The organism is Arthrobacter stackebrandtii (assembly GCF_017876675.1).
Lineage (GTDB): Bacteria > Actinomycetota > Actinomycetes > Actinomycetales > Micrococcaceae > Specibacter > Specibacter stackebrandtii.
On record NZ_JAGIOI010000001.1, the window covers coordinates 518,678 to 543,491 of the forward strand.

A 24,814-nucleotide genomic window follows, 5' to 3' on the forward strand; every position below is an offset into this window, starting at 1 on the left:
CCCCGTGAAACAGGCACGCACCGCGCCGCGGCTGCGGTTTGCCACGCGCGTGCTGCTGGTGCAGCTGGCGGTGGTGGCCGCCGTCGTGCTGGCCACGGCCGGCACCTTCGCGGCGCTCAGCTGCCAGTGGGCGGGTGAGCAGGCCGAGGCGCGGGCCCTGGCCGTGGCCCGGACCGTGGCCTCCTCGGACGACGTCAGGCGTGAAACCGCCCTCCTCGCGGCCGGCCCGGCGTCCGCGCTGACGCCGGAAACGCTGGCGGGCGGGGTCCTGCAGTCCGACGCCGAGACCACCCGGGAGCGCACCGGCGCCTTGTTTGTGGTGATTACGGACGACGCCGGCCTGCGGCTTGCGCATCCCACGCCGGCTTTGCTGGGGCAAAAGGTATCAACGGACCCGTCGGTGGCGCTGGCCGGGGGCGAGGTGACCAGCCAGGAGAAGGGGACGCTGGGCCGGTCTGCACGGGCCAAGGTGCCCGTGTACGCGCCGGGGTCCGGTGGCGCCGCCGCGGACGTGGTGGGCGAGGTCAGCGTTGGCTTCTCCAGCGACGACATCTCCGCCGCAGTGCTGGCCAACATTGTGCCGCTGGTGCTGACCGCGGCCCTGTCCCTGGCCCTGGGCGTGCTGGCGTCCGTGCTGTTGGGGTCCCGGCTGCGGCGGCTGACCCTGGGGCTCGAGCCGGAGGAAATTGCCGGACTTGCGCAGGACCAGGAGGCGGTGCTGCGGGGCGTCGACGAGGGCGTGATCGGGGTGTCGGCCAACGGGACCATCACCGTTTTCAACGAGGGCGCCCGGCGGCTGCTGGCCCCTGCTTCGACCTTGCAGTACGGCGGCCTGGCCCTGGCGGACAGCGGCCTGCCGCCCTTTCTTGCCGACGCCGCTGCTGCCGGGGGCGGCGAATACGGCCCCGCCGAGCACGTGCTGGGCGACCGCGTGGTCATTGTGAGCGCCCGGGCGGTGCGGCTCGACGGAAACGGCGGGCAGGGCCTGGGCCGGGTCATCATGGTCCGCGACCGCACCGAGGTGCAGGCGCTGACCCGCCAGCTCGACGCCGTCAACGCATTGGGCACGGCCCTGCGGGCGCAGCGTCACGAGTTCGCGAACAGGCTCCACACCGTGGCCGGGCTGCTGCAGATTGACCGGGCCGAGGAAGCCCGCGAGTACGTTTCCTCCCTCGTGGCCAACGGCCCGCTGCAATATCCCGCGGCAGACCTTGCGATGCTCCGCGACCCCTACCTGGAGGCGTTCATCGGCGCCAAGAGCATCGAGGCCCATGAGCGCGGCGTCGAGTTGCGCATCGGGGCCGAAACGCTCATCCGCGGCCGCATCACCGATCCCCAGGATGTCACCGCCGTGCTCGGCAACCTCCTGGACAACGCCATTTCAGCCGCCGTATCCGGCTCATCGCCCAGCCGCTGGGTGGAGGTTGAGCTGCTCGATGAAGAACACGCCGACGGCGGGACCCTCCACATCGTGGTGGCCGACTCCGGGGACGGGCTCCCCCGGCCGGTCACGACCGGCCCGGGTGGGGCCGATGGCGCCGCAGGTTCCGGCGCCGCAGAGATGCGCGAGCTGGTGTTCACTGACGGATTCTCCACCGCCGCGCATCCCCCACCCACGGCGTCCGCCGCGGCTGCCGCACCGCCTGAAAGGCGCCCGGATCCTGCCGCCTCCCTGCCGGGGCGCTCCGGCAGTGCATCCGGGCACGGAGTGGGCCTGGCCCTCGTGCGGCACCTGGCCCGGCGCCGCGGCGGCGACGTCTGGTTCGCCGACGCCGGTTCACCACAGTCCCACGGCGCAGTCGTCTGCGCCCGCCTTCCCGGTGTCGTGTCACCGGCCGCCCCCGCCGAGGAGAGACCATGAGCAGCACTTACACCGTCCTGATAGTTGAGGACGACTTCCATGTGGGCCGCCTGCATGCCAGCTATGTCGACGCCGTTCCAGGGTTCCGGGCCCTGCCGCCTGCATCCACTGCGGCCCTCGGGCTCAAGGCCGTCCACGAATCGGCTCCGGACTTGGTCCTGCTGGACGTGTACCTCCCGGACGCCACCGGGCTGGATCTGCTCGGCAGCATCGATGTGGACGCCATGATGCTCAGCGCCGCCTCGGATCCGGCCACCATCCGCAAGGCCCTGCGGCGTGGCGCCCTGGGGTACCTCATCAAGCCGTTCACGGCGGAAGTGTTGGCGTCGCGGCTGCGCGGTTACGCCCGCTACCGGCGGCTGCTGTCCGACAGCGTCACCCTCACCCAGGACAGGATCGAAACTGCGTGGCAGGCACTCCATCCGGCCGCCACCACGTCGGGGCCGAAATCTGTCTCCGCAACCGAAACGGCGGTGCTCGCCGCCCTGGCCGCCCGCCCGGACCAGTCGACGGCGGAGGTGGCCGCCGCGGTTGGGATCTCGCGGACCACCGCCCAGCGCTACCTTTCCGCTCTGGCCGACGACGGTGCCGTCACCATTGGCCTGCGCTACGGCAGCACCGGCCGCCCGGAGCACCGCTACAGTGCGGCCACTGACTGAACAGTGCCGCGACAGCGTCCTCGAAAAACCAGCCAGAGATGCGAGAGCGTCGGCGGAAAACCAACCAGTGCTGCGACAGCGTCCTGTGCGGGGCGGGATCAGACGGGCAGCAGGAGCATGGTGGCCAGGGTCCCGGCCAGCATCGACGGGCCGAACGGGATCGCGGACTTGGCCGTTCCCCGCCGGCTGACGATGAGCGCAATCCCCCACAGCCCACCCACCACGAAGCCCGCAGCGGTTCCCAGCACCACGTGCTGCCAGCCAAGGAAACCCAGGAACAGGCCCAGCACGCCCGCCAGCTTCACGTCACCGAAGCCGATCCCGGCCGGCTGCACCGCCCACAGCACCCAGTACAGCGCCGCCATCGCCAGCGCGCCCGCCGCGGCCGCCCCGGCCAGGGCCGGCATTCCGCCCGCCACCGCCGCCACCAGCAACAGCACCCCCGCCACCGGATACGCAGGCAGCACCAGCCGGTCGGGCAGCGTGTGGGTGCGGATGTCGACCACGCTCAATTGCACAGCCAGCCACACCAGGTACAGGCAGGCTGCCGCGGCGGCGAGAAACGCCGTCGTACTGTTTTCCCACAACTCGAGCAGCCGCGTGACCATACGCGCGATGCTACCAGCGCCCCGGACCAATTTGGCGCGCCGGGGCTAAGCTGTGGATATGACCGCCTACACCCCCGACGCCTTCAGGCACATCGCCCGCTCCTCCCCGTGGCGCTGGGACACGGTGCGGTTTGAGCTGCACAGAAAGTTCCCCAACGCGCCCGACGGCGGACCCGGGCGCAGCTGGGTGCCCTCGGCCGGGAGCGGGGCCGGGCCGGGCGGCGGGCTGCCGGACCTGGCGCTGAACTGCTGGGTGCGGCGGCCGGGCGCGCTGCGGGTCGAGACACTGGAGGGGAAGCTGCTGGCGAGCACCACGAAGATCAACGAGTCGCGGGATTCGTTGTTCATCAGCGGCAACCGGAAGCCGTGGCTGCTGCAGCCGTCGCTGGTGAACCCGGTGAAGGACGAGGACGGCTATGTGGTCCGCCGGCCGGAGGCGCGCTATGGCGAGCCGGCGTACGGGACGGGGCGCGCGTCGGCCTGCCTGGATCCGGTGGAGCTGGCCGGGGACCGCCCCGTGCCGCTCGAGGCGCCCTTTGCGAACGTGGCCGAGATTGAGGACATCGCGGCCGTGACCCACCACGGGCGGCCGGCGATTGAGGCCGTGCTGACGCCGAACCCCAGCTACCGGCCGCTGTTTCCCGATGCGCCGCTGCTGTTTCCCGGACGGACGGCCATCCGCCTTGACCTGGAGACGTCCATTTGCGTGGCATCGCAGTCGCTGGAGGGTGAAACCGCCGGGGCGGGGCACTGGATGGCGCTGCTGGGCATCAACGAATACATGCTCGACGACCTCTTCGAGGAGGTCAGCATGGGCCTGACAGACGTCCGCGCCCACATTCCTTGGAACCTGGGCCCGAACGCCTGACCCCCCCCTCCCGGCTATGACGCACTTGTTGTACCGTTTTCGGGAATGTAAGCGCTATCCAGTGCATCAGCTGCGTCATAGAATGTGGGGCGGGCAGGCTGTGGATAACTTTCTGCGGGCGGGACAAAAACCAGCCATGCTGGATCCATGGCTGCGTATCAAGGATTGCCCCGGAAATTTCAGGCCTCGCCGTTCACTGTGGCCGAGGCTGCCCAATCAGGGCTGAGTTATGGCAAGTTGCGCCACCGTGATGTCATGACACTCAGCCGGGGCATCAAGGCTCTCCGATCCGATGATGACGTCCCACTCGCGTTGCTGACCCCCTACGTGTCAGGCTGGGACGGTACCACGGTGAAAGAGCAAGTCCGTTTGATCGCGTGGGGCGAGAACCAGGAAACCAGTAATAATGTCTAGTCCAGTTTTGTCCGCGGTAGGCCATGATGGTGGCATGAGTAGTTCCGGTCCGCGTGCCGGTGGCCCGACCCGTCGTAGGTCGTACACCCCCACGCAGAAGCTTGATTTTTTGGTCCAGTACGAGGCCGCTGTCCTCTCCAATGAAGGTGGTGCTTTCCTGCGCCGCGAGGGCTTGTATTCCTCCCAGATGACCGAGTGGCGCCGCCTGCGTGACGCCGGTGTCCTGGAGGGCAAGAAGGCCGGGGAGTCCATCGGCAGGCTCTCCAAGGACCAGGCCGAGATCGCGCGTTTGCGCCGCCAGTTGGAGGTGACGCAGGGCCGGTTGAAGACCTCCGAGGCAGCCCTGGGTGTGCTGGGAAAACTTCACGCTCTCTTGGAGGATCTCTCCGAGAGGGAGGAAGGCGGGCCGAAGCCCGGCAAGCGCTGATGGCCGCCTACAAGGAACTCCTCGCAGTGGGGGTTCCCCAGCGTCGTGCCGCGGTTCTGGCCGGCGTCTCGAGGACGACCATGAATCGGAAGCCGGCCGAGCCCCGGGACCATGCACCGGTGGTCCCGCCGAACAAGCTCAGTCCCGCCGAACGGACCGAGCTTCTGGCCGCGGTGAACTCGCCCGAGTTCGTTGATCTGGCACCCCAGCAGGTCTACACCAAGCTCCTTGATGTGGGCGTCTATCTGGGCTCTGTCTCAACGATGTACCGGGTGTTGGAGGAGAACCAGCAGGTCAAGGAACGCCGCCGCCTGGCCAAGCATCCGCCCCGGGCCGTGCCTGAGCTCGTGGCCAACGCACCTGGCGAGGTGATCACGTGGGATATTACGAAATTGGCTGGCCCGGTCAAGGGTAAATACTTTGACTGCTACATGGCCGTGGACATCCATTCGCGGTTCATCGTCGGCGCGCACGTGCACGCCACCGAAACCGGCGATTTGGCGGTGGAGATGATGAAGGAAATGTTCGGCATCCACGGCATCCCGCACGTCCTTCACGCCGACCGCGGCACCTCGATGACGTCGAAGACCGTGGCCACGCTGCTGGCCGATTTGGAAGTCACCCAGTCCCATTCCCGACCCCGGGTCAGCAACGATAATCCGTGTTCTGAGAGCTTGTTCAAGACAATGAAGTTCGGCCCCACTTTCCCCGAACGCTTTGCATCCCTGCCCGATGCCAGGGCCTTCATCAGCGAGTTCGTGGACTGGTACAACTGTGAGACTTGTTTTAGCTGGTCTGGGACTGGCTGGCAGGATAGTTACCGGCCGCTCCACACTGCAGGCGTGACCCTTGGTACAACTGACCCTCATGGTGTCCTTTTGTGGACTTGTCCGTCTACCAGGATGGTTCGGCCGGTACCCGTCCGGCCCACCACGGTAGCTTGATTAGAAGATTGTCCACCCTCACGGGCGTGACCCCTCACAGTTCTGTTCCGTAGTGATTCCTACCCGGACTTGTACCGGCCGTCAACGGCCACCAACCAAGTCCATCACAAAAGGAAAAGCACGGTGACCGCTCTGTCTATCGTCTCTCATTGCCACCCATTTGTCGTGGGTGTCGACACTCACGCACGCAACCACGTCTACGCCATCCTTGACGCCACCAATGGCGCACTGCTGGATACGCAGTCTTTCCCGACTACCGCGGCCGGTATCAACCGCGCCATCAAATGGGTCGCACGCCGCACCAACGCCGACGCCGATACCCTCTGGGTTATCGAGGGAGCCGCGTCCTACGGAGCGATCCTCGCCGGTACCGTAGCCGCCCATGGATTCCCCGTTACCGAGGCTCCTCGTATGGATGCCAAGAAGAACCGCGGTGTCGGTAAAACCGATGCCTTGGACGCCCACCGGATGGGCATGGCCGTGCTGTCGTTGCCGGTCGAGAAACTGCGCTGCCCCCGCTTGAATGAAGGGATCCGCCAAGGCTTGCGGATCCTGGTCACCGCCCGCGAGTCCATGACCAAGGGCCGTACCCGTTCGATCAACGCATTGAACGCTTTGGTACGAAGTAACAATCTCGGCATTGATGCCCGCAGGAAGCTCACCCCAGTCCAGATCGAGGAGATCTCACGCTGGCGTGAACGCGTGGAAGAACTGGCTTTGAGTATCGCCCGCTCCGAGGCGGTCCGCCTCGCCAAACACATCCTGGACCTCGGTGAGCAGTTGGAGTCCAACGAGCAAAAGCTGGACGAGCTGGTCAAGGTCAGCGAAGCCGCGCCCCTGCTTGAGGAGAAGGGATTCCAGGCGGTCGCCGCGGCGAAATGTCTGGTGGCGTGGTCGCACGAGGGACGGGTCCGTAGCGAGGCTGCCTTCTCCTGTCTGGCCGGCGTGAATCCCATCCCCGCATCGTCCGGGAACACCGTTCGGCATCGGCTGAACCGTGGAGGCGATAGAAGGCTCAACAGTGCTCTTCACATGGCCGCGATCACCAGGATGACCTACGACTCTGAAACCTGCGACTACGTCGAGAAACGACGTGCCGAAGGTAAGACCGACAAAGAAATCCGACGTTGCATCAAGCGCTATCTGGCCCGTCGGGTGTTCAGGATTCTGACTGCCGCGGCTCAGGCGACAAAGGTGCAGGAAGCGGCTTGACAGATATAGAAGAGTCCATGACCACCAACACTCCGGAATCGGCTTCCACACACCCGCAAACGTCCACTACGGCCTCGCCGCCGAGATAGCCAGGCAACGCTCCGAAACACTCGCCGCAGCCCGGTCAAAAAACCCGATTCGCTTCAACAAAAACACTGACCCCAAGATCCTCGACCTGCCCGGGCCGGCGTGGATCAACAAACCAAAGGAAAGCACCCAGAAACAAGCCGCCTAACTCCCGTTGGTACCACCCGACTTGAAAAATTCCGACCCGCCCCCTCACCCTTGTTACCGGATATTCCGCCGCATCCCACGCCACGGCGTTTGCCATCTGGGAATTCCCCGGTTTCCTGCCGGGAGCAGACAGCCCACGAATCCACATCTCCCGCCAATATCCGCACACTTCTCCCAGACGGCAAGGGATCGAAGCTCATCGTGCCATGTTCCGCGACGACGAGGTTGAATTCCATGACGGGCTGTGGATCACAACCCGGGTGAGAACCTGGTTGGATTGCGCCCGCAAGATGAGCGTGGATGAACTGGTCGTGGTGGCGGATCATCTTGTCCGCGTTCCCCGTGAAGCGTTTGAAGGCCGCTCGGAACCTTACGCAACCATGCCAGAGTTGGCCGCGATGCTTGATCGACACAAGGGAACCCCCGGCATCGTCAAGGCCAGGGAGGCCCTCAGGCTTGCCAGAGTTGGCTCGGATTCGCCGCAGGAAACCAAGGTGCGGCTGGCCTGTGGGCGTGCGGGCCTTCCGGAGCCGGAGCTAAACGTGCCAACCACGTTGTCGCCCGGAGTGTCCCGAACCCCGGACCAGTCCTACCCTGAATACAAAGTCGCCTCCGAATACGACGGCGACACCCACAATGACCCCCGCCAGGTGGTGCGGGACGTTGAACGTGCCGACGACTACCGCCGGGCCGGTTGGATCGAAGTCCGGATCATGAAGACGCATATGCTCAACGATGCCAAGGAAGCGGTCCGGAAGATCCGCGACGCCCTCCACTCGCGCGGTTGGCGGAGCGCATCGGACCACTGAGCCTGCCGTTTCTCGTGCTGCACCCCAGTCCCCACCGGGCACCTTGCCGCCCCTCCCGTCTATGACGCAGCAGTTGCACTGGAAAGCGCTTGCTTTCGCGAAATTGCTACAACTAGTGCGTCATAGACGATGGGAGAGGAAGGAAGAGGCTAGATTTCCGCCCGCTCCAGCATTTCCGTCACGAGCGCCGCGATCGGCGAACGCTCCGAACGGGTCAGCGTCACGTGCCCGAACAGCGGGTTGCCCTTGAGCGTCTCCACCACGGCTGCCACTCCGTCGTGCCGGCCCACGCGGAGGTTGTCGCGCTGGGCGACGTCGTGGGTGAGGACGATCTTGGAGCGCTGGCCGATCCGGCTCATGACCGTCAGCAGCACGTTTTTCTCCAGCGACTGAGCCTCGTCCACAATCACGAAGGAGTCGTGGAGCGAGCGGCCGCGGATGTGCGTCAGCGGCAGCACCTCCAGCATGCCGCGGGCCATGATCTCGTCCATGACGGTCTCGGAGACCACCGACCCCAGGGTGTCGAACACGGCCTGCGCCCACGGGTTCATTTTTTCGCTCTCAGACCCCGGCAGGTAGCCCAGTTCCTGCCCGCCCACCGCGTAGAGCGGCCGGAACACCACCACCTTGCGGTGCTCGTTGCGTTCCAGAACCGCTTCGAGCCCGGCGCACAGGGCCAGTGCGCTCTTGCCGGTGCCGGCCCGTCCGCCCAGGGACACAATGCCCACCTCCGGGTCCATGAGCAGGTCCAAGGCCAGCCGCTGCTCGGCGGAGCGCCCGTGCAGGCCGAACACCTCCCTGTCCCCGCGCACCAGCCGCACCTGCCGGTCCTCGCCCACCCGGCCCAGTGCGGAGCCGCGGTTGCTGCTGATGATCAGCGAAGTGTTGACCGGCAGCACGGCGGCATCCGGGATGGGCACGGGCTCTTGGCTGTACAGCGCCGCCACCTCATCGTCGGTGGCATCGACCTCGGCCACGCCCGTCCATCCGGAATCGGGCACCAGCTCGTTGCGGTACTCCTCCGCGGCCAGGCCCAGCGCGGAGGCCTTGACGCGCATGGGCACGTCCTTGGAGACCACGCTGACCTCGTGCCCCTCACTGGCCAGGTTCTTCGCCACGGCAAGGATGCGTGAATCGTTGTCCATTCCCCGCATGCCCGCCGGAAGCACCTCAAGCGAAACGTGGTTGAGCTCCACACGCAACGTCCCGCCGTCGTGCCCCAGGGGAACGGGGGTGTCCAGTCCGCCGTGGGTCTCGCGCAGCTCATCCAGCAGGCGGAGGGCGGCACGGGCGAAGTAGCCCAGCTCGGGGTCGTGGCGCTTGCCCTCCAGCTCGGAGACCACCACGATCGGCACCACCACGTGGTGTTCGGCGAAGCGCATGATGGCGCGGGGGTCGGAGAGCAAAACGGAAGTGTCGATGACGTAGGTGCGCAGCTTCGTGCCGGCCTGCGCGCCGGGGGTGTGAGGGTTGGGGGAATGCTGCTCGGTGTGCAATGTTTCAACCACGTCGGCTCCAGCCCTTCCGGCTGCTGGGCGCAACCGGAAATCTACTCGGTACGTCGGGCGGAGTTGCCCTCCGTTATGCCCAAACTACGCCGAAACGCCCGGCCGCGGGGGGCGCCACGCCACGGCGCCGCATGAACGTTGCGTGAACGCCGCAGGCTACAAAACCACGCGCGTGGCCGGCGGGCGCGGCGGATTCCGGCGGATCCAGTCGTTGAACAGCACCCCGCCCACCAACACCGCCACGGCAATCCACAGCGCGTTCAGGTTCAGCGCCAGGTACGCCACGCCGCCAATGATCGACCCCGTCGTGAGCGAGAGCCACAGCAGCGCATACCGCTGCCACAGCGTCTTGTCACCGCCGGTCACCGCGTTGGCGATGTGCTGGCCCATCTTCACCAGCGTCCCGGTCATGTAGGTCAGGCCGATGCTGACCTCGCCGTCGCGCTCAAAAATGACGTTCTCGGCACCCATCGCCACCGCCATCATCGCCGGCGCCAGCCACCCGGCCACGCCCAAATCAAAGAGTGCGACGGCGCTGGCCAGTGCCGCTGTCACGTACAGCAGGACGGCCAGCCGCTTGCGGGACGGGACCAGCCGCCGCAGGATCGCTGCGGTGATGACGCCGAAGAGGAATGCGGCGACCAGCCCGAAGGCGATCGCGAAGCCCATCCAGTTTCCCTCGGCCAGGGACGTGCCGCCCCGGGTCGAGTTCCCGCTCATGAAGGAGACAAAGTAGCCGCCCAGGTGGATGAAGCCCACGGCGTCCACGAACCCGGCCGCGCAGGCGAGCACGGCGGCGAGGGTCATTTCGGAGCGCCGGTGTTTTTGCACGCGTGCGCCTAATTGCCGAAGCGGCGGCTGCGTCCGGCGTAGTCGCGGAGCGCCCGCAGGAAGTCGATCTTCCGGAACGCCGGCCACAGGGCCTCGCAGAAGTAGAACTCACTGTAGGCGCTCTGCCACATCAGGAATCCTGAGAGGCGCTGCTCCCCCGAGGTGCGGATGACCAGGTCGGGATCGGGCTGGCCGCGGGTGTAAAGGAACTTGGAGATGTCATCCACCGTCAGGGTGTCCGCAACGTCTGCCATGGTGCGCCCCGCGGAGTCCGCGTCGTGCAGGAGCTCCCGGACGGCGTCGACAATTTCCCGCCGCCCGCCGTAACCAATAGCCATGTTGACGTGGATGCGCTCCTTGGCGGGAACGCGGGCGGTGAGCGAGGAGAGCCGTGCGGCCAGGTAGTCCGGCAGCAGTTCCGGGGCGCCCATTGCGTGGACGCTGATGTCGGTGTCGGCGTCGAGCAGGTCAAGGGTGTTGGCGATGATGCCCATGAGCTCATCAAGCTCTTCCGGCGAGCGGCTCATGTTGTCGGTGGAGAGCATGTAGAGGGTGACAACCTTGATGCCCAGGTCCTGGCACCAGCCGAGGAATTCCAGGATCTTGTCGGCGCCGGCCTGGTGGCCCTGGCTCGTGGGGGCGTTGAACTGCTTGGCCCAGCGGCGGTTGCCGTCAACCATCACGCCTATGTGGGCGGGGACGCTGGAGAGGTCCAGCGAATTGGCCAGGCGGCGTTCGTAGAAGTTGTAGAGAATCTTTGGCATCCGCATGGACGCGGTGGACAACCGCATGAAAGTGCACCGGACCTTTGCGAATAACGGCCCTGCGGCCTTACGAATCTTGCAAGCTCTAGACTACCTGCCCCGGCCAAATAATCTCATTAGGAGTTGTCTTGCTACTTTGTACCAGCGAGTAACTTAGCAGCCGTTGCGATAGGCTTCGACCATGACGAGCACCGCCGAACTCAAACCCACCTGGCGCGGCTGGCTGCATGCCGGAACGGCGCCGCTGGTGCTCATCGCCGGGATCCTGCTGGTGGTTTTTGCCCCGGGAACCGCCGCCAAGGTTACGTGTGCCATCTACATTTTCACCGGCGTGCTGCTTTTTGGCACGAGCGCGCTATATCACCGAGGGAACTGGTCCCCGTCTGCCAAGGCCACCTTGAAGCGGCTGGACCACAGCAACATCATGCTGGTGATTGCCGGAACCTACACTCCGCTGTCGTACCTGATGCTCCCCCGCCCCACCGCGACGCTGCTGCTGTGGATGATCTGGATCGGCGCCATTGCCGGCGTCATCTTCCGGGTGCTGTGGGTGGGCGCACCGCGCTGGCTGTATGTTCCCATATACGTGTTGCTGGGCGTGACGGCGCTGTTTTTTCTGCCCCAATTCTGGGCTGCGGGGCCGCTGCCCACCATCCTGATTTGCGCGGGCGGGGCCATGTACATCGCGGGCGCCGTCATCTACGGCATCAAGAAGCCCAACTTCAGCCGCCGACATTTCGGCTTCCACGAACTGTTCCACGCCTTGACTGTGGCCGCCTTCGCCACGCACTTCCTGGCCGTGGTGCTGGTAGTTTTCGCCTGACCTCCCCACCGCCAGCCCAGCCCTCGCACCCCGACCCCGACGCTGTCGCACCATTGGCTGGTTTTTCCTCGACGCTGTCGCACCAATGGTTGCTTTCACGCCAACCCTGTCGCACCAACGACTGGTTTCAGGCGGACAGCGGCAATCTGGGCGGCGGGCGGGCAGGACCCTGCACACCGGATCCTGCCCGCTGCCAGGGCCAATCCCCGCCACCGCCGGCAATGGCGGCGGTTCCGATTCCCGGTGCCGGACTGACTCGCCGGGTCCGGATGAATCTCACTTTTTGCGTTTCCCCCTCGGCGAATAGTGCACGCCGCCGACTGCTGTTTCCGGCCGGCTGCAGCGGGAACCAGAAATGAGACCTTGACTGCGACGGGGTCGGGCAATAAATCAGCCAGTGCTGCGACAGCGTCGGAAGAAACCCAGCCAATGCTGCGACAGCGTCGGAATGGAGAAGCTAGAAGCGGATGGCGTCAATGACCTTTACGCGGATCGCCACGAGGGCGGGGATGGCGCCCGCAAAGGCACCCACCACCACTGCCGAGCCCAGGCCCAGCAGCGCGGCCTCCACGGGGAACGCCGGATACACGTCCAGGCCCGGAGCGATCTTTTCCTCCACCCACGGGTTCTTCACCACCGCGACGGCCAGCATGACGCCCAGGGCACCGGCCACCGTCGTGGCCACCACGGACTCCATCATGACGCCGGTAAAAATGCGCCCGGAGGTGGCCCCGAAGCTGCGCCGGATGCCGATCTCCCGCACCCGGTAGCGCACCGTGACCATGGAAATGTTCAGCAGCCCCACGGCCCCCAGCAGCAGAATCAGCGCCGCTATCCCCGACACCGCCAGCTGCACCGGGGCAAAGGGGTCGCCCCAGGCGGCGTAGTCGCTGCGGTAGACGCCCACGTCATAGTCGGGCAGCTGCGGGGCAACCTCGCGGGTCAGCACCTCCGTCAGCTCATCCGCCATGCCCGGCGGCACCCAGACGCGCAGCTCCCGCCCCACCGGCCCAAACATGTCCCCGCTGATCCCGAGCGCATCCACGGCCTCGGTCAGCATCACGGCCCGCGGCCGCTCCTCCGGATACATGTTCGGCACCACGCCGATCAAAACCCCCGTCACCGGCCCCGTGCCAATCACGGTGACCTTCGGATTCGTGGTGATGTTCGGCCGTCCCGCAACTTGATAAAAAGCTTCGTTGACGACGACGGCGGGAGCCAGCCGGTCGGCGTCGTCCGCGGCAAACCAGGAACCTTGGGAGATGTCCACCCGGGTGATGTCGCCATAGGCCGGATCAACCGCCATGAGGTCCACCATCTGGACGCCGTCGGGGAACTGGAAGCGGGCCTGCGTCTGCGTGAACCGCGAGGCGTGCGTGAAACCGTAGCGGTCCACTGCGCCCTGCAGCACCTCGTCCAGCGTCGCCGTGCCGGCGTTCTCCGGACCGCGCGGGAAGGCGGTGACGGACAGGGTTGCCTCGCGGCCGCCGTTGCGCTCGGAATCCACACGCATGCCCTCGCGGGCCAGCGTGCCCATGCCCACCACGGTGGTCAGCACGGCGACGGAAAGTGCCACGCCAACCAGTGCCAGCAGCACGCGGGTCTTGTGGATGCGCAGCTCCGACCAGGCCTCCACCATGGTGGAAATGAACGCCGTCATGCTCCCACCGCCACAAGGTCGGGTTCCGCGGAGGCGTCCATGGAGAGCACACCGGTGTCGAGCCGGTAGCGGGTGCGGGCGCGGGCTGCCACGTTGAGGTCGTGGGTGATGGTGACCAGGGCGGCCCCGGACTCCGTGGCGATGGTGTCGAGCAGGTCCATGACGGCCTGCCCGGTTTCCACGTCGAGGGCGCCCGTGGGCTCGTCGGCGAGGATCAGGCGGGGACGGCGAACCAGTGCACGGGCGATCGCCACGCGCTGCTGCTCACCGCCGGAGAGCATGTGCGGCTGCGTGGCTGCGCGTGCCGCCAGGCCCACCCTGTCCAGCATGTCCATGGCAATCTTGTTGCGCTGCCAGAATTCCTTCGCCGTGCCGTACATGAGCGGGGTCATGACATTCTCCAGGGCGCTGCGTCCGGGGAGCAGGTTGAACTGCTGGAACACGAATCCGATGCTGGCACCGCGCATTTTGGCGCGCGCATTGTTCCCCAGCTTCGCCACGGGCCGGCCTTCAAAGGCCATGGTGCCGGTGGTGGGCGAGTCCAGTAGGCCCAGGATGTTCAGCAGCGTGGACTTGCCGCAGCCGGAGCGGCCCACGATGGCCGTGTGGTCGCCGACCCGGATCTGCAGGTCGATGCCGCGCAGGATGTGCAGCTGCTCGTCGTCGGGCAGCAGGACGGTGCGGGTCACGTCCCGCAGGTCCACGAGCGGCGGGTTGCCCTGGCCTGCTGTGCCGCCGTCGTCCTGCGGCCAGGCTTCCGGCATGTCTTGGTCGACGGCGGATTCCTCCGGTTCGTCGTGAAAAATGCTGCTCACGGCTAGCCGCCAATCCGGCCGAAGCCGGCCATTTGTCCGTCTTCCGGCATCGGGGCGTCGGCGCCGGGAACAAACTCGAGCACAGACTCCCCTTCGGCCAGGCCGGAGACAATCTCAACCTTTACGCCGTCGTTCAGGCCAAGCACCACCTCGCGCTCCTCAGGCTGGCCGGCGCCGTCCTCGGAGGGAAGCCAGACCAGCCCCTTCTGAACGCTGCCCTTAACGGATGTCAGCGGCAGGGTCAGCACGTTCTGCGACTCGCCGGCCGTCAGTGTGATGGTGGCGCCGAGCCCTGAAAACACGCGCACGTCAGCGGGAACGGCGCAGCTGACCTGCCCCGCACCGCTGCCGCCTGACTGGCTGTCCGGCCCCATGGCTCCTGCCATCGGATCAGACGGTGCCGCCGGATCCTCGGCGGCCTCCTTGCTGCTCAAGGTCACGTTCTGGCAGCTGAACGGAGCCGGGCCGTTCACCACGGTGCCGATGGCGGTGGCGGGCTTGTCCAGAAGGCGGAACTGCTGGGCCGTGGTCAGCGTCCCGGCAATGGAAAAGGTGCCGGGGAGAACCGAGCCGGCGGTGTCGCCGACGCTGACTTCCTGGTTCAGCAGGACCGTCAGGGAATTCAAGGTTCCGGCGGCCGGGGCCAGGACGTCCGTGTAGGTGTAGACGGGTGCCGGCGGCGCTGCCGGCGGGGCAGGCTCATCGCCTTCCGCGGGGGCCTCCGGCTGCACAATCTCAGTGGGGTCCGGCATGACCTCGGAGCGGATCTGGAACAGCTGGTCGCCGGCTGCCACCTGGGCACCCTCGTTGACGAAGAAGTAGACCACCTTGCCGACTGCCGTGACACGCACGGGAACGGCCGGATCCTCCTGGACGGCACCCTGAAGTTCAACGGTGTTGGTGACAGTGTCCACGGTGGCCGCCACCACGGGCGCCTGGATCTGGGCTTCGGGCTGCAGTTGCGCGTTTTCCTGCTGGATCCCGTCGAAGAAGGCCAGTTTGACCAGTGCCGCCGCGATGACTGCGATGAGCAACAGCCACAGGATTGGAAAAACTATTCGACGCAAGACCCGCATGCCTGATTCCTTCCGGATTCTCCCCACAAGTCCCCGGACGGAGAAATGCACCCCACCAATCTATCCGGATAACACCATTCGTCAGCAATACGGCGACACAAACACTACAAAAGGCGTGGCAATCACGAATCCGCCGGACCGCCAGCCTGCCATGCCTCCGGACCCCCTCGCAGCAATGGCCGCCTCTTCGCAGACGCTGTCGCAGGCGTGCGGTTGCGGCGGCCGGAGTGCCCCGGAATGTGGGGCCGGCCAAGGTATCGAACCGCTTGTCCAGGGGCTGCCACGGCGGCTTGCGGTGCAAAGCCACAGTCGCCGGACCATTGCAGGTGCTCGCCCAGCACAGCAAAGGCCGCTGCAACAGCCCCGTGCAGACCCCGTGTCCACAACCATCCTGAAATTGGTGCGACAGCGTCCGGGGAAAACCCGCCAATGATGCGACAGCGTCGAAGAAGAAGCCGCCAATGGTGCGACAGCGTCGAGGGGGAAGGGGCTACTTCAGGAGGGGCAGCAGCTCGGATGCCGTCTCCACCGGCCGGGCGCACACCATGTTCCGGCACACGTAGGCCAGCGGCCGCGCCTTGCCGGAGGCCGCGGAAGTTGCAGCAGCCCCGCCGCGCTCCGCAATGGACCGGCCCTCCAGCAGCGGCACCGGCACATGGCCCGCCCCGTCCCAGACGGCCAGCACCATGCCCGGCGAGAAGGAATGCCATGCGGCACCAAGCAAATCGTCGCGCAGCTCCCCCGGCGCACCCACGACTGCGATTTCCAGCGGACCCGCCGCCAGCGCCAGCCCGGAACCCAACAGCCCGCCGGCAGCCCGCGGGGCACGCCGGACCAGCTCCGGGACAGAGCCCAGAATGGCCTCGGCCAGGGCCCGGTGCCGGCCCGAGCCGGTGTACGCCGACCACGCAACCAGCGCATCGGCGGCCAGGGCAGGCCCCGACGGCGTTGCGTTGTCGAAGGGATCGGCACTGCGCGACCCCGGCACGGGACCGCCTGAACCGTCCCCGGCACCCTGCTTCAGCAGCACGCCGCCGGAAATGAAGTCCCGCTCCAGAACCTCCAGCAGCTGCCCCGCAAACACAAACCAGCGCGCCTCTCCCGTGGCCGCATACAGCGAAAGATACCCGCCGGCGCACGCCGCATAATCCTCCAGGAGACCTTCGATGCCGCGGGCCGCACCGTCGTGGGAGACCCGGTGCAGGGTGCCGTCCCAGTGCACGGCCTGCAAATATTCGCCAAGCTCGACGGCGGCGGCCAGCCAGGCGGGCTCCCCCAGCACCATGGCGGCCTCGGCCAGCGCACCCATGAGCGTGCCGTTCCAAGCCGCCACGACCTTGTCGTCCCGCGCCGGCATGACCCGGGCCGCCCGCTGGCGCAGCAATGCGGGCTTGATCCGGTCCCAGGCGGCGGCCTCGTCCGGCGTCAGTTCCCGGCCCGGGTTCAGCGGCCGCGCCTCCCGGGCATCCAGCCCCATGAACCCGGCCACGGAAAGGGCCAGCTGCCGCGCCGAGGCGGCGGCATCGGCACCCGCACCCGCGCCTTCCAGGGCGGCCGCCTCAATGTCGGCGACGGTCCACTTGTAGCTGGCTCCCTCAAAGTGGCGGCCGTCAATGACGGTGTCGGCATCCAGCGAGGACGCAAACGCCCCGCCGTCCAGCCGCATCTCCGACAACAGCCAGCCCACGGTGGCCCGCACGGCGACCTCCGCCTCGGCGGCACCCAGCGGCGCGGGACCGCCCGGGGCGGCACCGGCGTCGGGCGCACCGGGGGCATGCCCGGCCAGCCGGATCCACCCGACCAGGGCGGACAGCAGCCCGGCATTGTCGTACAGCATTTTCTCGTAGTGCGGCTCCGACCAATCGGCCGTCACGCTGTAGCGCGCAAAGCCGCCGCCCAGCCGGTCAAACAGCGCCGAGCGCACCATGGCGCCCAGCGTCCGCCCGGCCAGCCCGCGCGCCCCGCCCTCCGGGTCCAGCGCCGCGAGCCGCAGCAGGAACTCCAGGCCGGGAGTGGGCGGGAATTTCGGGGCCTGCCCCAGGCCTCCGTGCACCGGATCCTCCGCCCGCAGCATGGCCGCCAGCGCAGTCCGGGCCGTTTCCAGCCGGTCGGTTCCGCCTGTTTCGCCAAGTTCGACGGCGTTCGGCCCGCCTGCCGCTGCCGGTGCCGCGGCGTCCGCGCGCACCTGCCACAGCGGCCTGTCCAGGGCCTCGGCGAGGGCGCCGGCCGTCTCATTGACCTGGTCCCGGCGCTCGGTCCAGGCCTCGGTGACTGCTTCAAGAACCTGCTGGAAGGACGGCCGGCCGGTGCCGGGGCGCGGCGGGAAGTAGGTGCCGGCGTAGAAGGCGCGCCCGTCCGGGGTGAGGAAGACGCTCATGGGCCAGCCGCCCTCGCCGCTCAGTGCCTGGGTGGCGGCCATGTAGGCGTCGTCGACGTCGGGGCGTTCCTCGCGGTCCACCTTGATGGAGACGAAGTGCCCGTTCAGGTACGCCGCCACGGCGGGGTCGGCAAAGGACTCCCCCGCCATGACGTGGCACCAGTGGCAGGCGGCGTAGCCCACCGACAGAAAGATGGGCACGTCGCGTGCCGCCGCCTCCGCAAAGGCAGCCGCGTCATACGGCTGCCAGTCAACGGGGTTGGCTGCATGCTGGCGCAAGTATGCACTGGGCTCACCCGCCAGCCTGTTCATGCTTGGCTACTTGCTGTCCGGGGCGGGGCCGTCCGCGTCCGTTCCGGGAGCGGGAGCCGGCGGAACGGCGGAAGGTTCGCTGTCGGCGTCGTGCAGGTAGCTGGCTTCCTTCATGTCCTGCTCACTCATCATGGGGATGCCCATGTGCTCGGCGGCCGGACCGTGCGAACCTCCGATGTGCTCGCCCTCCACCTGGGCCCGGTAGCGGACGCGGCGGATGCGCTTGACCATGTCGCGGATCAGGAAAACCATGACCACCACGATGGCGAAGGTCATGACGAAGCCCAGCAGGCCCGGGGTGATCTGGTCCTCGGTCAGGCCGGGGCGCAGGCCGGGAGGTGAGGGGACCGCGGGGTCCGGGGTGGCCAGCAAAATCAGTGTGTGCACAATTCGTCTTTCGTTTCATCCCCGCCAGGATTGGTGCATGCGGGAAAACGTCCATTGTCTATCGTAGGCCAGCAAACAGGTCGTTCTCTGGGAGCGTGGTGGGCACGCGGGACTCGATGAGCGAATAGTCCTCCCACGGCCATACCTTGCGCTGCATGGCGGGGCTGACGGCGAAGAAGAAACCGTGCGGGTCAACCTGGGTGGCGTGGGCGCGCAGGGCGTCGTCGCGAGTCTCGAAGTAGTCGCCGCAGTCAATCTGCGTGGTGGTGGGGTGCTTGCTCGTGGGCGGGGTGTGGCCCTCGGTATCGGCCTCGAGCCAGGCGGCCAGGCGCTCGGCGTAGGGCGAGGCCAGGCCGGCCTCCTCCAGCGCGTAGTGCAGGGCCCGGAAGCGCTGCGGGTTGAAGGCCAGGTCGTAGTACAGCTTGGACGGCTCCCAGGCGTCGCCGGTGCCGGGGTACTTCTCCGGGTCGCCTGCCGCGTTGAAGGCCTCCACGGAAATCTTGTGCGCCATGATGTGGTCCGGGTGCGGGTAGCCACCGTTCTCATCGTAGGAAACTATGACGTGCGGCCGGAAGCGGCGAACCAGGCGCACCAGCGGAGCCGCGGCAGTCTCAAGCGGCTTGGTGGCGAAGGAGTTCACCGGCAGCGGCGGCAGGGGGTCGCCCTCCGGCAGGCCCGAGTCGGTGAAGCCCAGCCACTGCTGCTGGATGCCCAGGATCCTGGCGGCCTTCGCCATCTCCAGGCGGCGCGCCCCGCCCATGTCCCGGGCCGGGTGCGGGTCCCCGATGAGGGCCGGGTTCTGGATGTCCCCGCGCTCCCCGCCGGTGCATGTGGCAACCATCACCTCGACGCCGGAGGCAACGTAGGAGGCCATCATGGCGGCACCCTTGCTGGCCTCGTCGTCGGGGTGGGCATGAACCGCCAAAAGACGCAGGCGTTGCGCGTCCGGGTGCTCGTTGTTGTTCACGGGGGCTACCTTCGATTCTGGTCAAACTGTCAAGTGGTGAAAATCCCTGGGAGGAACAGCAGCGGCGAAATCAAGGCTAAACTTGTGGTTAGTCCAGCGCCCCGTTGACTGGGGCGGCCAGCCGCGCAAAATTGCGCGGAACAGACACAAGTGGATGCAGTGACAACTTCTGATTCTCCAGCAGCTCCCAGCCTAGCCAATCGCTACGGCACACCCAAGCGCAAGGTCTCCAAAAAAACACAGGCCGTCATTCTTGCCGTGGTTGCTGCCCTGTCCCTGGGCTGGGTCCTGTGGGCATCCCTGGGCATGAACAACGGTGTCAGCAACAAGCTCCTGAGCTACAACGTGGTGGATGCAACCATGACCACGGTGGACCTGTCTGTCAGCAAGGCCCCCGGCGACACCGCCCGCTGCGCCCTGAAGGCCATGAACGACAGCTACGCGGTGGTTGGCTGGAACGTCATCACCATTGGCCCCAACGCCAAGGATGTGGGCAGCGAAAACGGCCGCACCACCACCGTCCGCGGGGCCATGCGGACCGACTCCCTGGCCGTGACCGGCGTCGTTGAAAGCTGCTGGATCGCCACGCCGGAGTAACACCCGCCACGTCATTTCTTGGGTTTATCGACCTTATTGACTAAACTGGACCCTATTACCACCTGCCCCGCTTGGTCAGTCTTTGAATCTTCAGCGTGTGGCATGCGCACTGCAACGCAGTGTGCTGCCTGCGAATGTTCATTGGACCGCCTGTCGCGGGGCCTTTGCTTTTGTACACTCAAGGAGAACTACGTGCCTACCACCAACAGTGCGCCTTCCGCATGGCTGACGCAGGAGGCCTTCGACCGCCTGCAGGCTGAACTGACCCACCTTTCCGGCGCCGGCCGCGCTGACATTGTCAGCAAGATCGAGCAGGCCCGCCAGGAAGGCGACCTCAAGGAAAACGGCGGCTACCACGCCGCGAAGGATGAGCAGGGCAAGATCGAGGCCCGCATCCGCCAGCTCAGCGAGATGCTGCGCAACGCGCGCGTTGGCGAAGCACCGGCCGACGACGGCGTCGTGGAGCAGGGCATGCTGGTTGTGGCGACCATTGCAGGGGACAAGACCACGTTCCTCCTCGGCAGCCGCGAGGTTGGCGCCGGCGACCTCGAGGTCTTCAGCGACCGTTCCGCACTGGGCGCAGCCATCATCGGCCACAAGGTGGGCGACAAACTCAGCTACCTGGCCCCCAACGGCCGCGACATCGCCGTGGAGATCATCTCCGCCAAGCCCTACGAGAGCTAGCCTCAACGCGCCTTTCGGCGCGCCCGGACCCGGGCGGGCTTTACCATTAGTGGTGAAGCCCGCCCGGGTCTTTTTTGCCTGAACTCCGCCCCACGCCTATGACGCAGTTGTTGCAGTGGAATGCGCTTGCCAGGGCGAATTCAGTGCAATAACTGCGTCATAGACGTGCGCGGGCGGAGCGAGCCGGGCTAGTGCACCACGATCGGCTGGAAGCCCTCGGCGCGCAGTGCAGTCAGCACCAGTTCGCAGTGCTCGTGGCCCTTGGTTTCCAGGTTCACGGTGATGGAGACGTCGCCCATGGAGATGGAGCCTCCCACGCGGGTGTGGTCCACGCCGGTGACGTTGGCATCGTTCTCGGCGATGATGCGTGAGATTGTGGCGAGCGAGCCCGGACGGTCGTTGAGCATCATGCGCACCGTCATGAAGCGCCCGGCCGCAGCGAGACCGCGCTGGATGACCTTCAACATGAGCATGGGGTCGATGTTGCCGCCGGAGAGGATCACCGCAGTGGTGCCGGGGTTCTCGATCTTGCCCTCCATGAGCGCGGCAACGCCCACGGCGCCGGCCGGCTCAACCACCATCTTGGAGCGTTCCAGCAGGAAGATCAGGGCGCGCGCCAGCGAGTCCTCGCTGACAGTGATGACGTCGTCCACGAGCTCGCGGATGATGGAGAACGGCAGCTGGCCCGGACGCCCCACGGCGATGCCGTCGGCCATGGTGGAGACCTTCTTCAGGGGCACCAGCGCATCGGCAGCCAGGGACGGAGGGTAGGCGGCAGCGTTCTCCGCCTGCACGCCGATGACGCGGATCTCGCGCCCCAGCTCCTTCGCGCGCGCCTTCACGGCAACCGCCACACCGGCCAGCAGCCCGCCGCCGCCGACGCCCATGATGATCGTGTCCACGTTCGGGACCTGGTCCAGGATCTCCAGCCCGATGGTCCCCTGCCCGGCCACCACGTCAACGTTGTTGAACGGGTGCACAAACACGGCGCCGGTCTCGTTGGCGTAGCGCTCGGCCTCGGCCAGCGACTCGTCCACGTTGTAGCCGTGCAGCACCACCTCGGCGCCATGCCCGCGCGTGGCCGCCAGCTTGGGCAGCGCCACGCCAACAGGCATGTAGATCCGGGCCTTGATGCCCAGCGCCTTGGCCGCCACGGCCACACCCTGCGCATGGTTTCCGGCGGATGCCGCCACCACGCCGCGCGCCCGTTCCTCAGGCGAGAGCCGCGCCATGCGAACATACGCACCGCGCACCTTGAACGAGCCCGCGCGCTGCAGGTTCTCGCACTTGAAGAACACCTCCGAGCCCGTCATGCGCCCCAGCGCCCGCGAACTCTCAATCGGGGTGAGCGCAATAATCTCCTGCAGCAGCTCCCGAGCCTGTTCAACATCTGCAAGGGTGACGGGGAGATCGCTGGTTGCGTTCACGATTTGGTTCTCTTTCTCATAGGAAATGATGGTGGTGCAGTTCTCCGCCCACTCACGGCGGGAGTTTGGGGGCCTTGCGGCGTTAATGGTCGACGGCGGGACCTGGTTCGCGGCCTTCGGCGCCTTCGCTTTTGCCCGGCTCCGGGACGGCCCCAGAGGCGGGGGTGCCTCCGGCTTCGGCAGTGTTCTCCGCTTCGCCGATTCCGGTGGCCACAGTGCCGGGGGCGGCGCCGGCAGCGGCCGCCGCGGCAGTTGCGCCGTCGGGCACCACCTGCGGCAATCCGTAAATGTCCGGCAGGTCTGGATCGTTTTCCCAGCCGCGCGCGGCAATGTAGCGGATAAACGAGTTCGCCACCGCCAGCATGGGCACGGCGAACAGGGCGCCGAGGATGCCCGCCACTCCGGAGCCGGCGGCCACGGCCAGGATCACGGCGACCGGGTGCAGGGACACCGCGCGGCCCATGATGAAGGGCTGCAGTGCGTGGCTTTCCAGCTGCTGGACGCCAAGCACGATCGCGAGCATGATGAGTGCATTGACCCAGCCGTTGGCCACGAGGGCCAGCAGCACGGCCACGGCACCGGTCACCAGGGCACCGACGACGGGGATGAAGGAACCCACGAAGACCAGCACGCCGAGGGGCAGCGCGAGGGGCACCTGAATGATGGCGGCGCCGGCGCCGATGCCGATGGCATCGACCGCGGCCACGAGGATCTGCACGCGGGCGTAGTTGCCGAGCGAGGTCCAGCCCTTGCGGGCGGCACCGTCGATGGCGGGGCGGGCGCGCTTGGGGAAGAACTTGACCACGAACGCCCAGATGTCCTGGCCTTCCAGCAGGAAGAACAGCAGGATGAACAGGGTCAGCAGCAGCCCCACCGTGAAGTGGCCGAGGCCGGTTCCCACGCCCAGTGCGCTGCTCAGGATTGCGCCGGTGTTGTTCTGCAGCGCCGCCAGGGCCTCGTTGAGGTACTTGGTCATTTGGTCGTTGCTCAAGCCCAGGGGGCCGCTGGTCAGCCATTCCTGGATTTGTATCAGCCCTGTGATGGCCTGTTCACTGAGGTCGCTGAAGCCCACCACCATCTGCCGGCCCACGAGCGCCAGGGCGCCGATGACCAGCAGGATCAGCCCGCCCTCGGCGATGGCGACGCTGAGGCCCTGCGGCACGCGCCACTGTTTCAGCTTCCTCACCACCGGGCGCAGCAGCGTGGCCAGGATCGTGGCGATCATGATGGGGATGATCAAGATGCTGACCTTGGCCAGCAGCCAGACCAGCATGGCGGAGACAATCAGGAGGGCGCCGATGCGCCACGACCATGCGCCCGCCACCCGCATCCCGTATGGCACCGCCATGGACTCGTTGATGGGACTGCGCTCGTGGCGCTGCTTCTCAGGCGTCATAACCCAATAATTCCCCATGTGGGACAAATACGTTAACCCGAGTCCATTTGCGCGCGTGGCGGGTGTCCGCTTCACCCTGGCGCACGAGCCGGCCGCGGCTGCAGTCTGTGCTGCAACAGTTTCCGTTCGACGGCGTTCGGCCGCGGCCGGGTGCGTGGTGCGGCCCGGGCCCCTGCGGTCAGAGGGAGGACTCGATGCCCCAGTTCATGGTGAACGACTCCCCGGGCGCCAGCCAGCGCAGGCCCTCGCCGGAGTTGAACGCGTTGGCGGGCCCGGTCATGGGCTCCATGGCCACGGCCAGCGTACGTCCCGGGAACTTGTCCGTGATGTACACGTGGACGTATTCCACGCTTCCGTCATGCCACAGGCTGACACTGCGCCCGTCCGGCGCCGACAGCGTATGCCACCCCACGCCGTCGTCCGTGACAAGGCCGGTGAAGGCCGTGTCCATGAGGCTCTCGGGGACAGGGCGGGCGGTGCGCAGGTCGAAGCGGCCCGCCACCGGCGAGGAGCCCGTGGGGATCATGCGCTCGTCGGCCTTCAGGAAGGTGTCGGCGTTGAGCTGGATGTGCAGTTCCTCGGGGGCCGTGCCGCCAAGGGTGAAGTACGGGTGTGCGCCCAGGACGAAGGGTGCGGCCGCCGCAGAGTCGTTGTGCAGGGTCTGGGCGACGCGCAGGTGCCCGTCGCCGTCAAGTTCGTAGCGGACCTGGTGGCGCAGCAGGAAAGGGTAGCCGTGCTGCGGGTGGATGGCGGCCTCGAGCAGCACGTGTTGCCCGTCATGCCCGAGCACGTGGTAGGCGGTGTTGCGCAGGAGGCCGTGGATGGCGTTGTTGAGCGGCACCTCGGTGATGTCCAGCTGCTGTGGGGCGCCGTCCAGCTGCCACAGCCCGCCGTCCACGCGGTTGGCGAACGGGGCGAGCGTGATGCCGGAGGCCCCGGGGGCAATCTGGTCCTCCGGGTAGCTCTCCACGAGTGCGGCGCCCCCGCGCGTGTAGCTGCGCAGTCCCGCAGCCAGTGCGGTGACGGTGGCGGTTGCGCCGCCGTGCTCCAGTGTGAATTGCTGCCCGGTGGCCGCGGCGTGCCCCGCGGCGCTCTCGTGAATGACCATGAGCTATAGGCTACTGCAATCTTCCGGGGTCACCTGCCGGGGAATG

Annotated in this window: 22 protein-coding genes and 3 pseudogenes; 12 read left to right on the plus strand and 13 right to left on the minus strand. The window is 66.9% G+C overall.

Going from position 1 to position 24,814, the window contains the following annotated elements; genetic code table 11:
• Positions 1–4 precede the first annotated feature (4 nt).
• Together JOF48_RS02120 and JOF48_RS02125 are read left to right on the plus strand one after the other, a co-directional pair.
• The gene (locus JOF48_RS02120) at positions 5–1,861 is read left to right on the plus strand and encodes a sensor histidine kinase (RefSeq protein ID WP_209676869.1); all 1,857 of its coding nucleotides are present in this window, start codon (positions 5–7) and stop codon (positions 1,859–1,861) included.
• Positions 1,858–2,520, plus strand: a complete 663-nt coding sequence (locus JOF48_RS02125) for a response regulator (RefSeq protein WP_209676871.1) — start codon at positions 1,858–1,860, stop codon at positions 2,518–2,520. Before JOF48_RS02120 ends, JOF48_RS02125 begins: the two co-directional genes overlap by 4 nt.
• Before the next feature lie 98 nt (positions 2,521–2,618).
• Here the strand turns inward: JOF48_RS02125 and JOF48_RS02130 are convergent, their stop codons facing one another.
• Entirely contained in the window at positions 2,619–3,128 is a 510-nt protein-coding gene (locus JOF48_RS02130; RefSeq protein ID WP_209676873.1) for a prepilin peptidase, read from the minus strand.
• Between the two features lie 58 nt (positions 3,129–3,186).
• On the opposite strand from JOF48_RS02130, the gene JOF48_RS02135 reads away from it, so the two are divergent.
• The 7 genes and pseudogenes from JOF48_RS02135 (at position 3,187) to JOF48_RS02160 (ending at position 8,036) form a co-directional block, all read left to right on the plus strand.
• On the plus strand, positions 3,187–3,996 hold the full coding sequence (locus JOF48_RS02135) for a hypothetical protein (protein WP_209676875.1): 810 nt from the start codon (positions 3,187–3,189) through the stop codon (positions 3,994–3,996).
• 147 nt (positions 3,997–4,143) lie between these two features.
• Positions 4,144–4,410: a hypothetical protein gene (locus JOF48_RS02140; protein WP_209676877.1), complete on the plus strand. Its 267-nt coding sequence runs from the start codon at positions 4,144–4,146 to the stop codon at positions 4,408–4,410.
• A 34-nt stretch (positions 4,411–4,444) separates the two neighbouring features.
• Positions 4,445–4,772 (plus strand): annotated as a pseudogene (locus tag JOF48_RS20120) (transposase); the annotation flags it as partial.
• Positions 4,773–4,836: 64 nt separating this feature from the next.
• Positions 4,837–5,610 (plus strand): annotated as a pseudogene (locus JOF48_RS19475) (transposase); the annotation flags it as partial.
• Positions 5,611–5,904: 294 nt separating this feature from the next.
• Complete coding sequence (locus tag JOF48_RS02155; protein WP_209676708.1) at positions 5,905–6,993, plus strand: IS110 family RNA-guided transposase; 1,089 nt, start codon at positions 5,905–5,907, stop codon at positions 6,991–6,993.
• A 16-nt stretch (positions 6,994–7,009) separates the two neighbouring features.
• Positions 7,010–7,228 (plus strand): annotated as a pseudogene (locus JOF48_RS19480) (IS3-like element ISAar46 family transposase); the annotation flags it as partial.
• A gap of 289 nt (positions 7,229–7,517) precedes the next feature.
• Entirely contained in the window at positions 7,518–8,036 is a 519-nt protein-coding gene (locus JOF48_RS02160) for a PDDEXK family nuclease (RefSeq protein WP_209676883.1), read from the plus strand.
• Between the two features lie 149 nt (positions 8,037–8,185).
• Here JOF48_RS02160 and phoH2 read toward each other — a convergent pair whose 3' ends face one another.
• The 3 genes from phoH2 to JOF48_RS02175 form a co-directional block, all read right to left on the minus strand.
• Positions 8,186–9,472: an RNA 5'-3' helicase PhoH2 gene (phoH2, locus tag JOF48_RS02165; RefSeq protein ID WP_245346684.1), complete on the minus strand. Its 1,287-nt coding sequence runs from the start codon at positions 9,470–9,472 to the stop codon at positions 8,186–8,188.
• Between the two features lie 228 nt (positions 9,473–9,700).
• The gene (locus tag JOF48_RS02170; RefSeq protein WP_342591131.1) at positions 9,701–10,375 is read right to left on the minus strand and encodes a YoaK family protein; all 675 of its coding nucleotides are present in this window, start codon (positions 10,373–10,375) and stop codon (positions 9,701–9,703) included.
• Between the two features lie 8 nt (positions 10,376–10,383).
• Entirely contained in the window at positions 10,384–11,145 is a 762-nt protein-coding gene (locus JOF48_RS02175) for an isoprenyl transferase (protein WP_209684032.1), read from the minus strand.
• 175 nt (positions 11,146–11,320) lie between these two features.
• Between JOF48_RS02175 and trhA the strand changes: the two genes are divergently transcribed.
• The gene (gene trhA / locus JOF48_RS02180) at positions 11,321–11,962 is read left to right on the plus strand and encodes a PAQR family membrane homeostasis protein TrhA (RefSeq protein WP_209676888.1); all 642 of its coding nucleotides are present in this window, start codon (positions 11,321–11,323) and stop codon (positions 11,960–11,962) included.
• Between the two features lie 457 nt (positions 11,963–12,419).
• Here trhA and JOF48_RS02185 read toward each other — a convergent pair whose 3' ends face one another.
• From JOF48_RS02185 to mca, 6 genes are all read right to left on the minus strand, one after another.
• Positions 12,420–13,622, minus strand: coding sequence for an ABC transporter permease (locus JOF48_RS02185; RefSeq protein ID WP_209676890.1), 1,203 nt, complete (start codon positions 13,620–13,622; stop codon positions 12,420–12,422).
• On the minus strand, positions 13,619–14,386 hold the full coding sequence (locus JOF48_RS02190) for an ABC transporter ATP-binding protein (protein ID WP_209684034.1): 768 nt from the start codon (positions 14,384–14,386) through the stop codon (positions 13,619–13,621). The genes JOF48_RS02185 and JOF48_RS02190 overlap by 4 nt, the downstream gene beginning before the upstream one ends.
• Before the next feature lie 53 nt (positions 14,387–14,439).
• Positions 14,440–15,513, minus strand: a complete 1,074-nt coding sequence (locus tag JOF48_RS02195) for an efflux RND transporter periplasmic adaptor subunit (protein WP_209676892.1) — start codon at positions 15,511–15,513, stop codon at positions 14,440–14,442.
• A gap of 490 nt (positions 15,514–16,003) precedes the next feature.
• Positions 16,004–18,202 (minus strand): thioredoxin domain-containing protein, encoded by a 2,199-nt coding sequence (locus tag JOF48_RS02200; RefSeq protein ID WP_209676894.1) that lies wholly within the window; start codon positions 18,200–18,202, stop codon positions 16,004–16,006.
• A 6-nt stretch (positions 18,203–18,208) separates the two neighbouring features.
• Positions 18,209–18,589: a hypothetical protein gene (locus JOF48_RS19485; RefSeq protein WP_342591132.1), complete on the minus strand. Its 381-nt coding sequence runs from the start codon at positions 18,587–18,589 to the stop codon at positions 18,209–18,211.
• 58 nt (positions 18,590–18,647) lie between these two features.
• Entirely contained in the window at positions 18,648–19,556 is a 909-nt protein-coding gene (mca, locus tag JOF48_RS02210) for a mycothiol conjugate amidase Mca (protein WP_209676896.1), read from the minus strand.
• Between the two features lie 159 nt (positions 19,557–19,715).
• Here mca and JOF48_RS19830 point away from each other — a divergent pair, with 159 nt between their 5' ends.
• Both JOF48_RS19830 and greA read left to right on the plus strand, forming a co-directional pair.
• A complete protein-coding gene (locus JOF48_RS19830; RefSeq protein ID WP_209676898.1) occupies positions 19,716–20,153 on the plus strand; it encodes a DUF4307 domain-containing protein in 438 nt (145 codons plus the stop codon).
• Between the two features lie 192 nt (positions 20,154–20,345).
• A complete protein-coding gene (gene greA / locus JOF48_RS02220) occupies positions 20,346–20,837 on the plus strand; it encodes a transcription elongation factor GreA (protein ID WP_209676900.1) in 492 nt (163 codons plus the stop codon).
• A 188-nt stretch (positions 20,838–21,025) separates the two neighbouring features.
• On the opposite strand, the gene ilvA is transcribed toward greA, so the two are convergent.
• From ilvA to JOF48_RS02235, 3 genes are all read right to left on the minus strand, one after another.
• Complete coding sequence (gene ilvA, locus JOF48_RS02225) at positions 21,026–22,264, minus strand: threonine ammonia-lyase (RefSeq protein ID WP_209676902.1); 1,239 nt, start codon at positions 22,262–22,264, stop codon at positions 21,026–21,028.
• Positions 22,265–22,346: 82 nt separating this feature from the next.
• Positions 22,347–23,660, minus strand: coding sequence for an AI-2E family transporter (locus tag JOF48_RS02230; RefSeq protein WP_245346368.1), 1,314 nt, complete (start codon positions 23,658–23,660; stop codon positions 22,347–22,349).
• Positions 23,661–23,838: 178 nt separating this feature from the next.
• Positions 23,839–24,768 carry an aldose 1-epimerase family protein gene (locus JOF48_RS02235; protein ID WP_209676905.1) on the minus strand — a complete coding sequence of 310 codons (930 nt, stop codon included), beginning with the start codon at positions 24,766–24,768 and terminating at the stop codon, positions 23,839–23,841.
• Positions 24,769–24,814: the final 46 nt, after the last annotated feature.

What these genes read in the sequence shown, in the direction of transcription:
- JOF48_RS02200 (WP_209676894.1), bottom strand. Translation starts at nt 18,202, where the DNA reads ATGAACAGGCTGGCGGGTGAGCCCAGTGCATACTTGCGCCAGCATGCA.
- JOF48_RS02130 (WP_209676873.1), bottom strand. Translation starts at nt 3,128, where the DNA reads ATGGTCACGCGGCTGCTCGAGTTGTGGGAAAACAGTACGACGGCGTTT.
- JOF48_RS02135 (WP_209676875.1), top strand. Translation starts at nt 3,187, where the DNA reads ATGACCGCCTACACCCCCGACGCCTTCAGGCACATCGCCCGCTCCTCC.
- JOF48_RS02160 (WP_209676883.1), top strand. Translation starts at nt 7,518, where the DNA reads ATGAGCGTGGATGAACTGGTCGTGGTGGCGGATCATCTTGTCCGCGTT.
- JOF48_RS02190 (WP_209684034.1), bottom strand. Translation starts at nt 14,386, where the DNA reads ATGCCGGAAGCCTGGCCGCAGGACGACGGCGGCACAGCAGGCCAGGGC.
- trhA (WP_209676888.1), top strand. Translation starts at nt 11,321, where the DNA reads ATGACGAGCACCGCCGAACTCAAACCCACCTGGCGCGGCTGGCTGCAT.
- JOF48_RS02185 (WP_209676890.1), bottom strand. Translation starts at nt 13,622, where the DNA reads ATGACGGCGTTCATTTCCACCATGGTGGAGGCCTGGTCGGAGCTGCGC.
- JOF48_RS02195 (WP_209676892.1), bottom strand. Translation starts at nt 15,513, where the DNA reads ATGCGGGTCTTGCGTCGAATAGTTTTTCCAATCCTGTGGCTGTTGCTC.
- JOF48_RS02175 (WP_209684032.1), bottom strand. Translation starts at nt 11,145, where the DNA reads ATGCGGATGCCAAAGATTCTCTACAACTTCTACGAACGCCGCCTGGCC.
- JOF48_RS02235 (WP_209676905.1), bottom strand. Translation starts at nt 24,768, where the DNA reads ATGGTCATTCACGAGAGCGCCGCGGGGCACGCCGCGGCCACCGGGCAG.
- JOF48_RS02125 (WP_209676871.1), top strand. Translation starts at nt 1,858, where the DNA reads ATGAGCAGCACTTACACCGTCCTGATAGTTGAGGACGACTTCCATGTG.
- JOF48_RS02230 (WP_245346368.1), bottom strand. Translation starts at nt 23,660, where the DNA reads ATGACGCCTGAGAAGCAGCGCCACGAGCGCAGTCCCATCAACGAGTCC.
- JOF48_RS02140 (WP_209676877.1), top strand. Translation starts at nt 4,144, where the DNA reads ATGGCTGCGTATCAAGGATTGCCCCGGAAATTTCAGGCCTCGCCGTTC.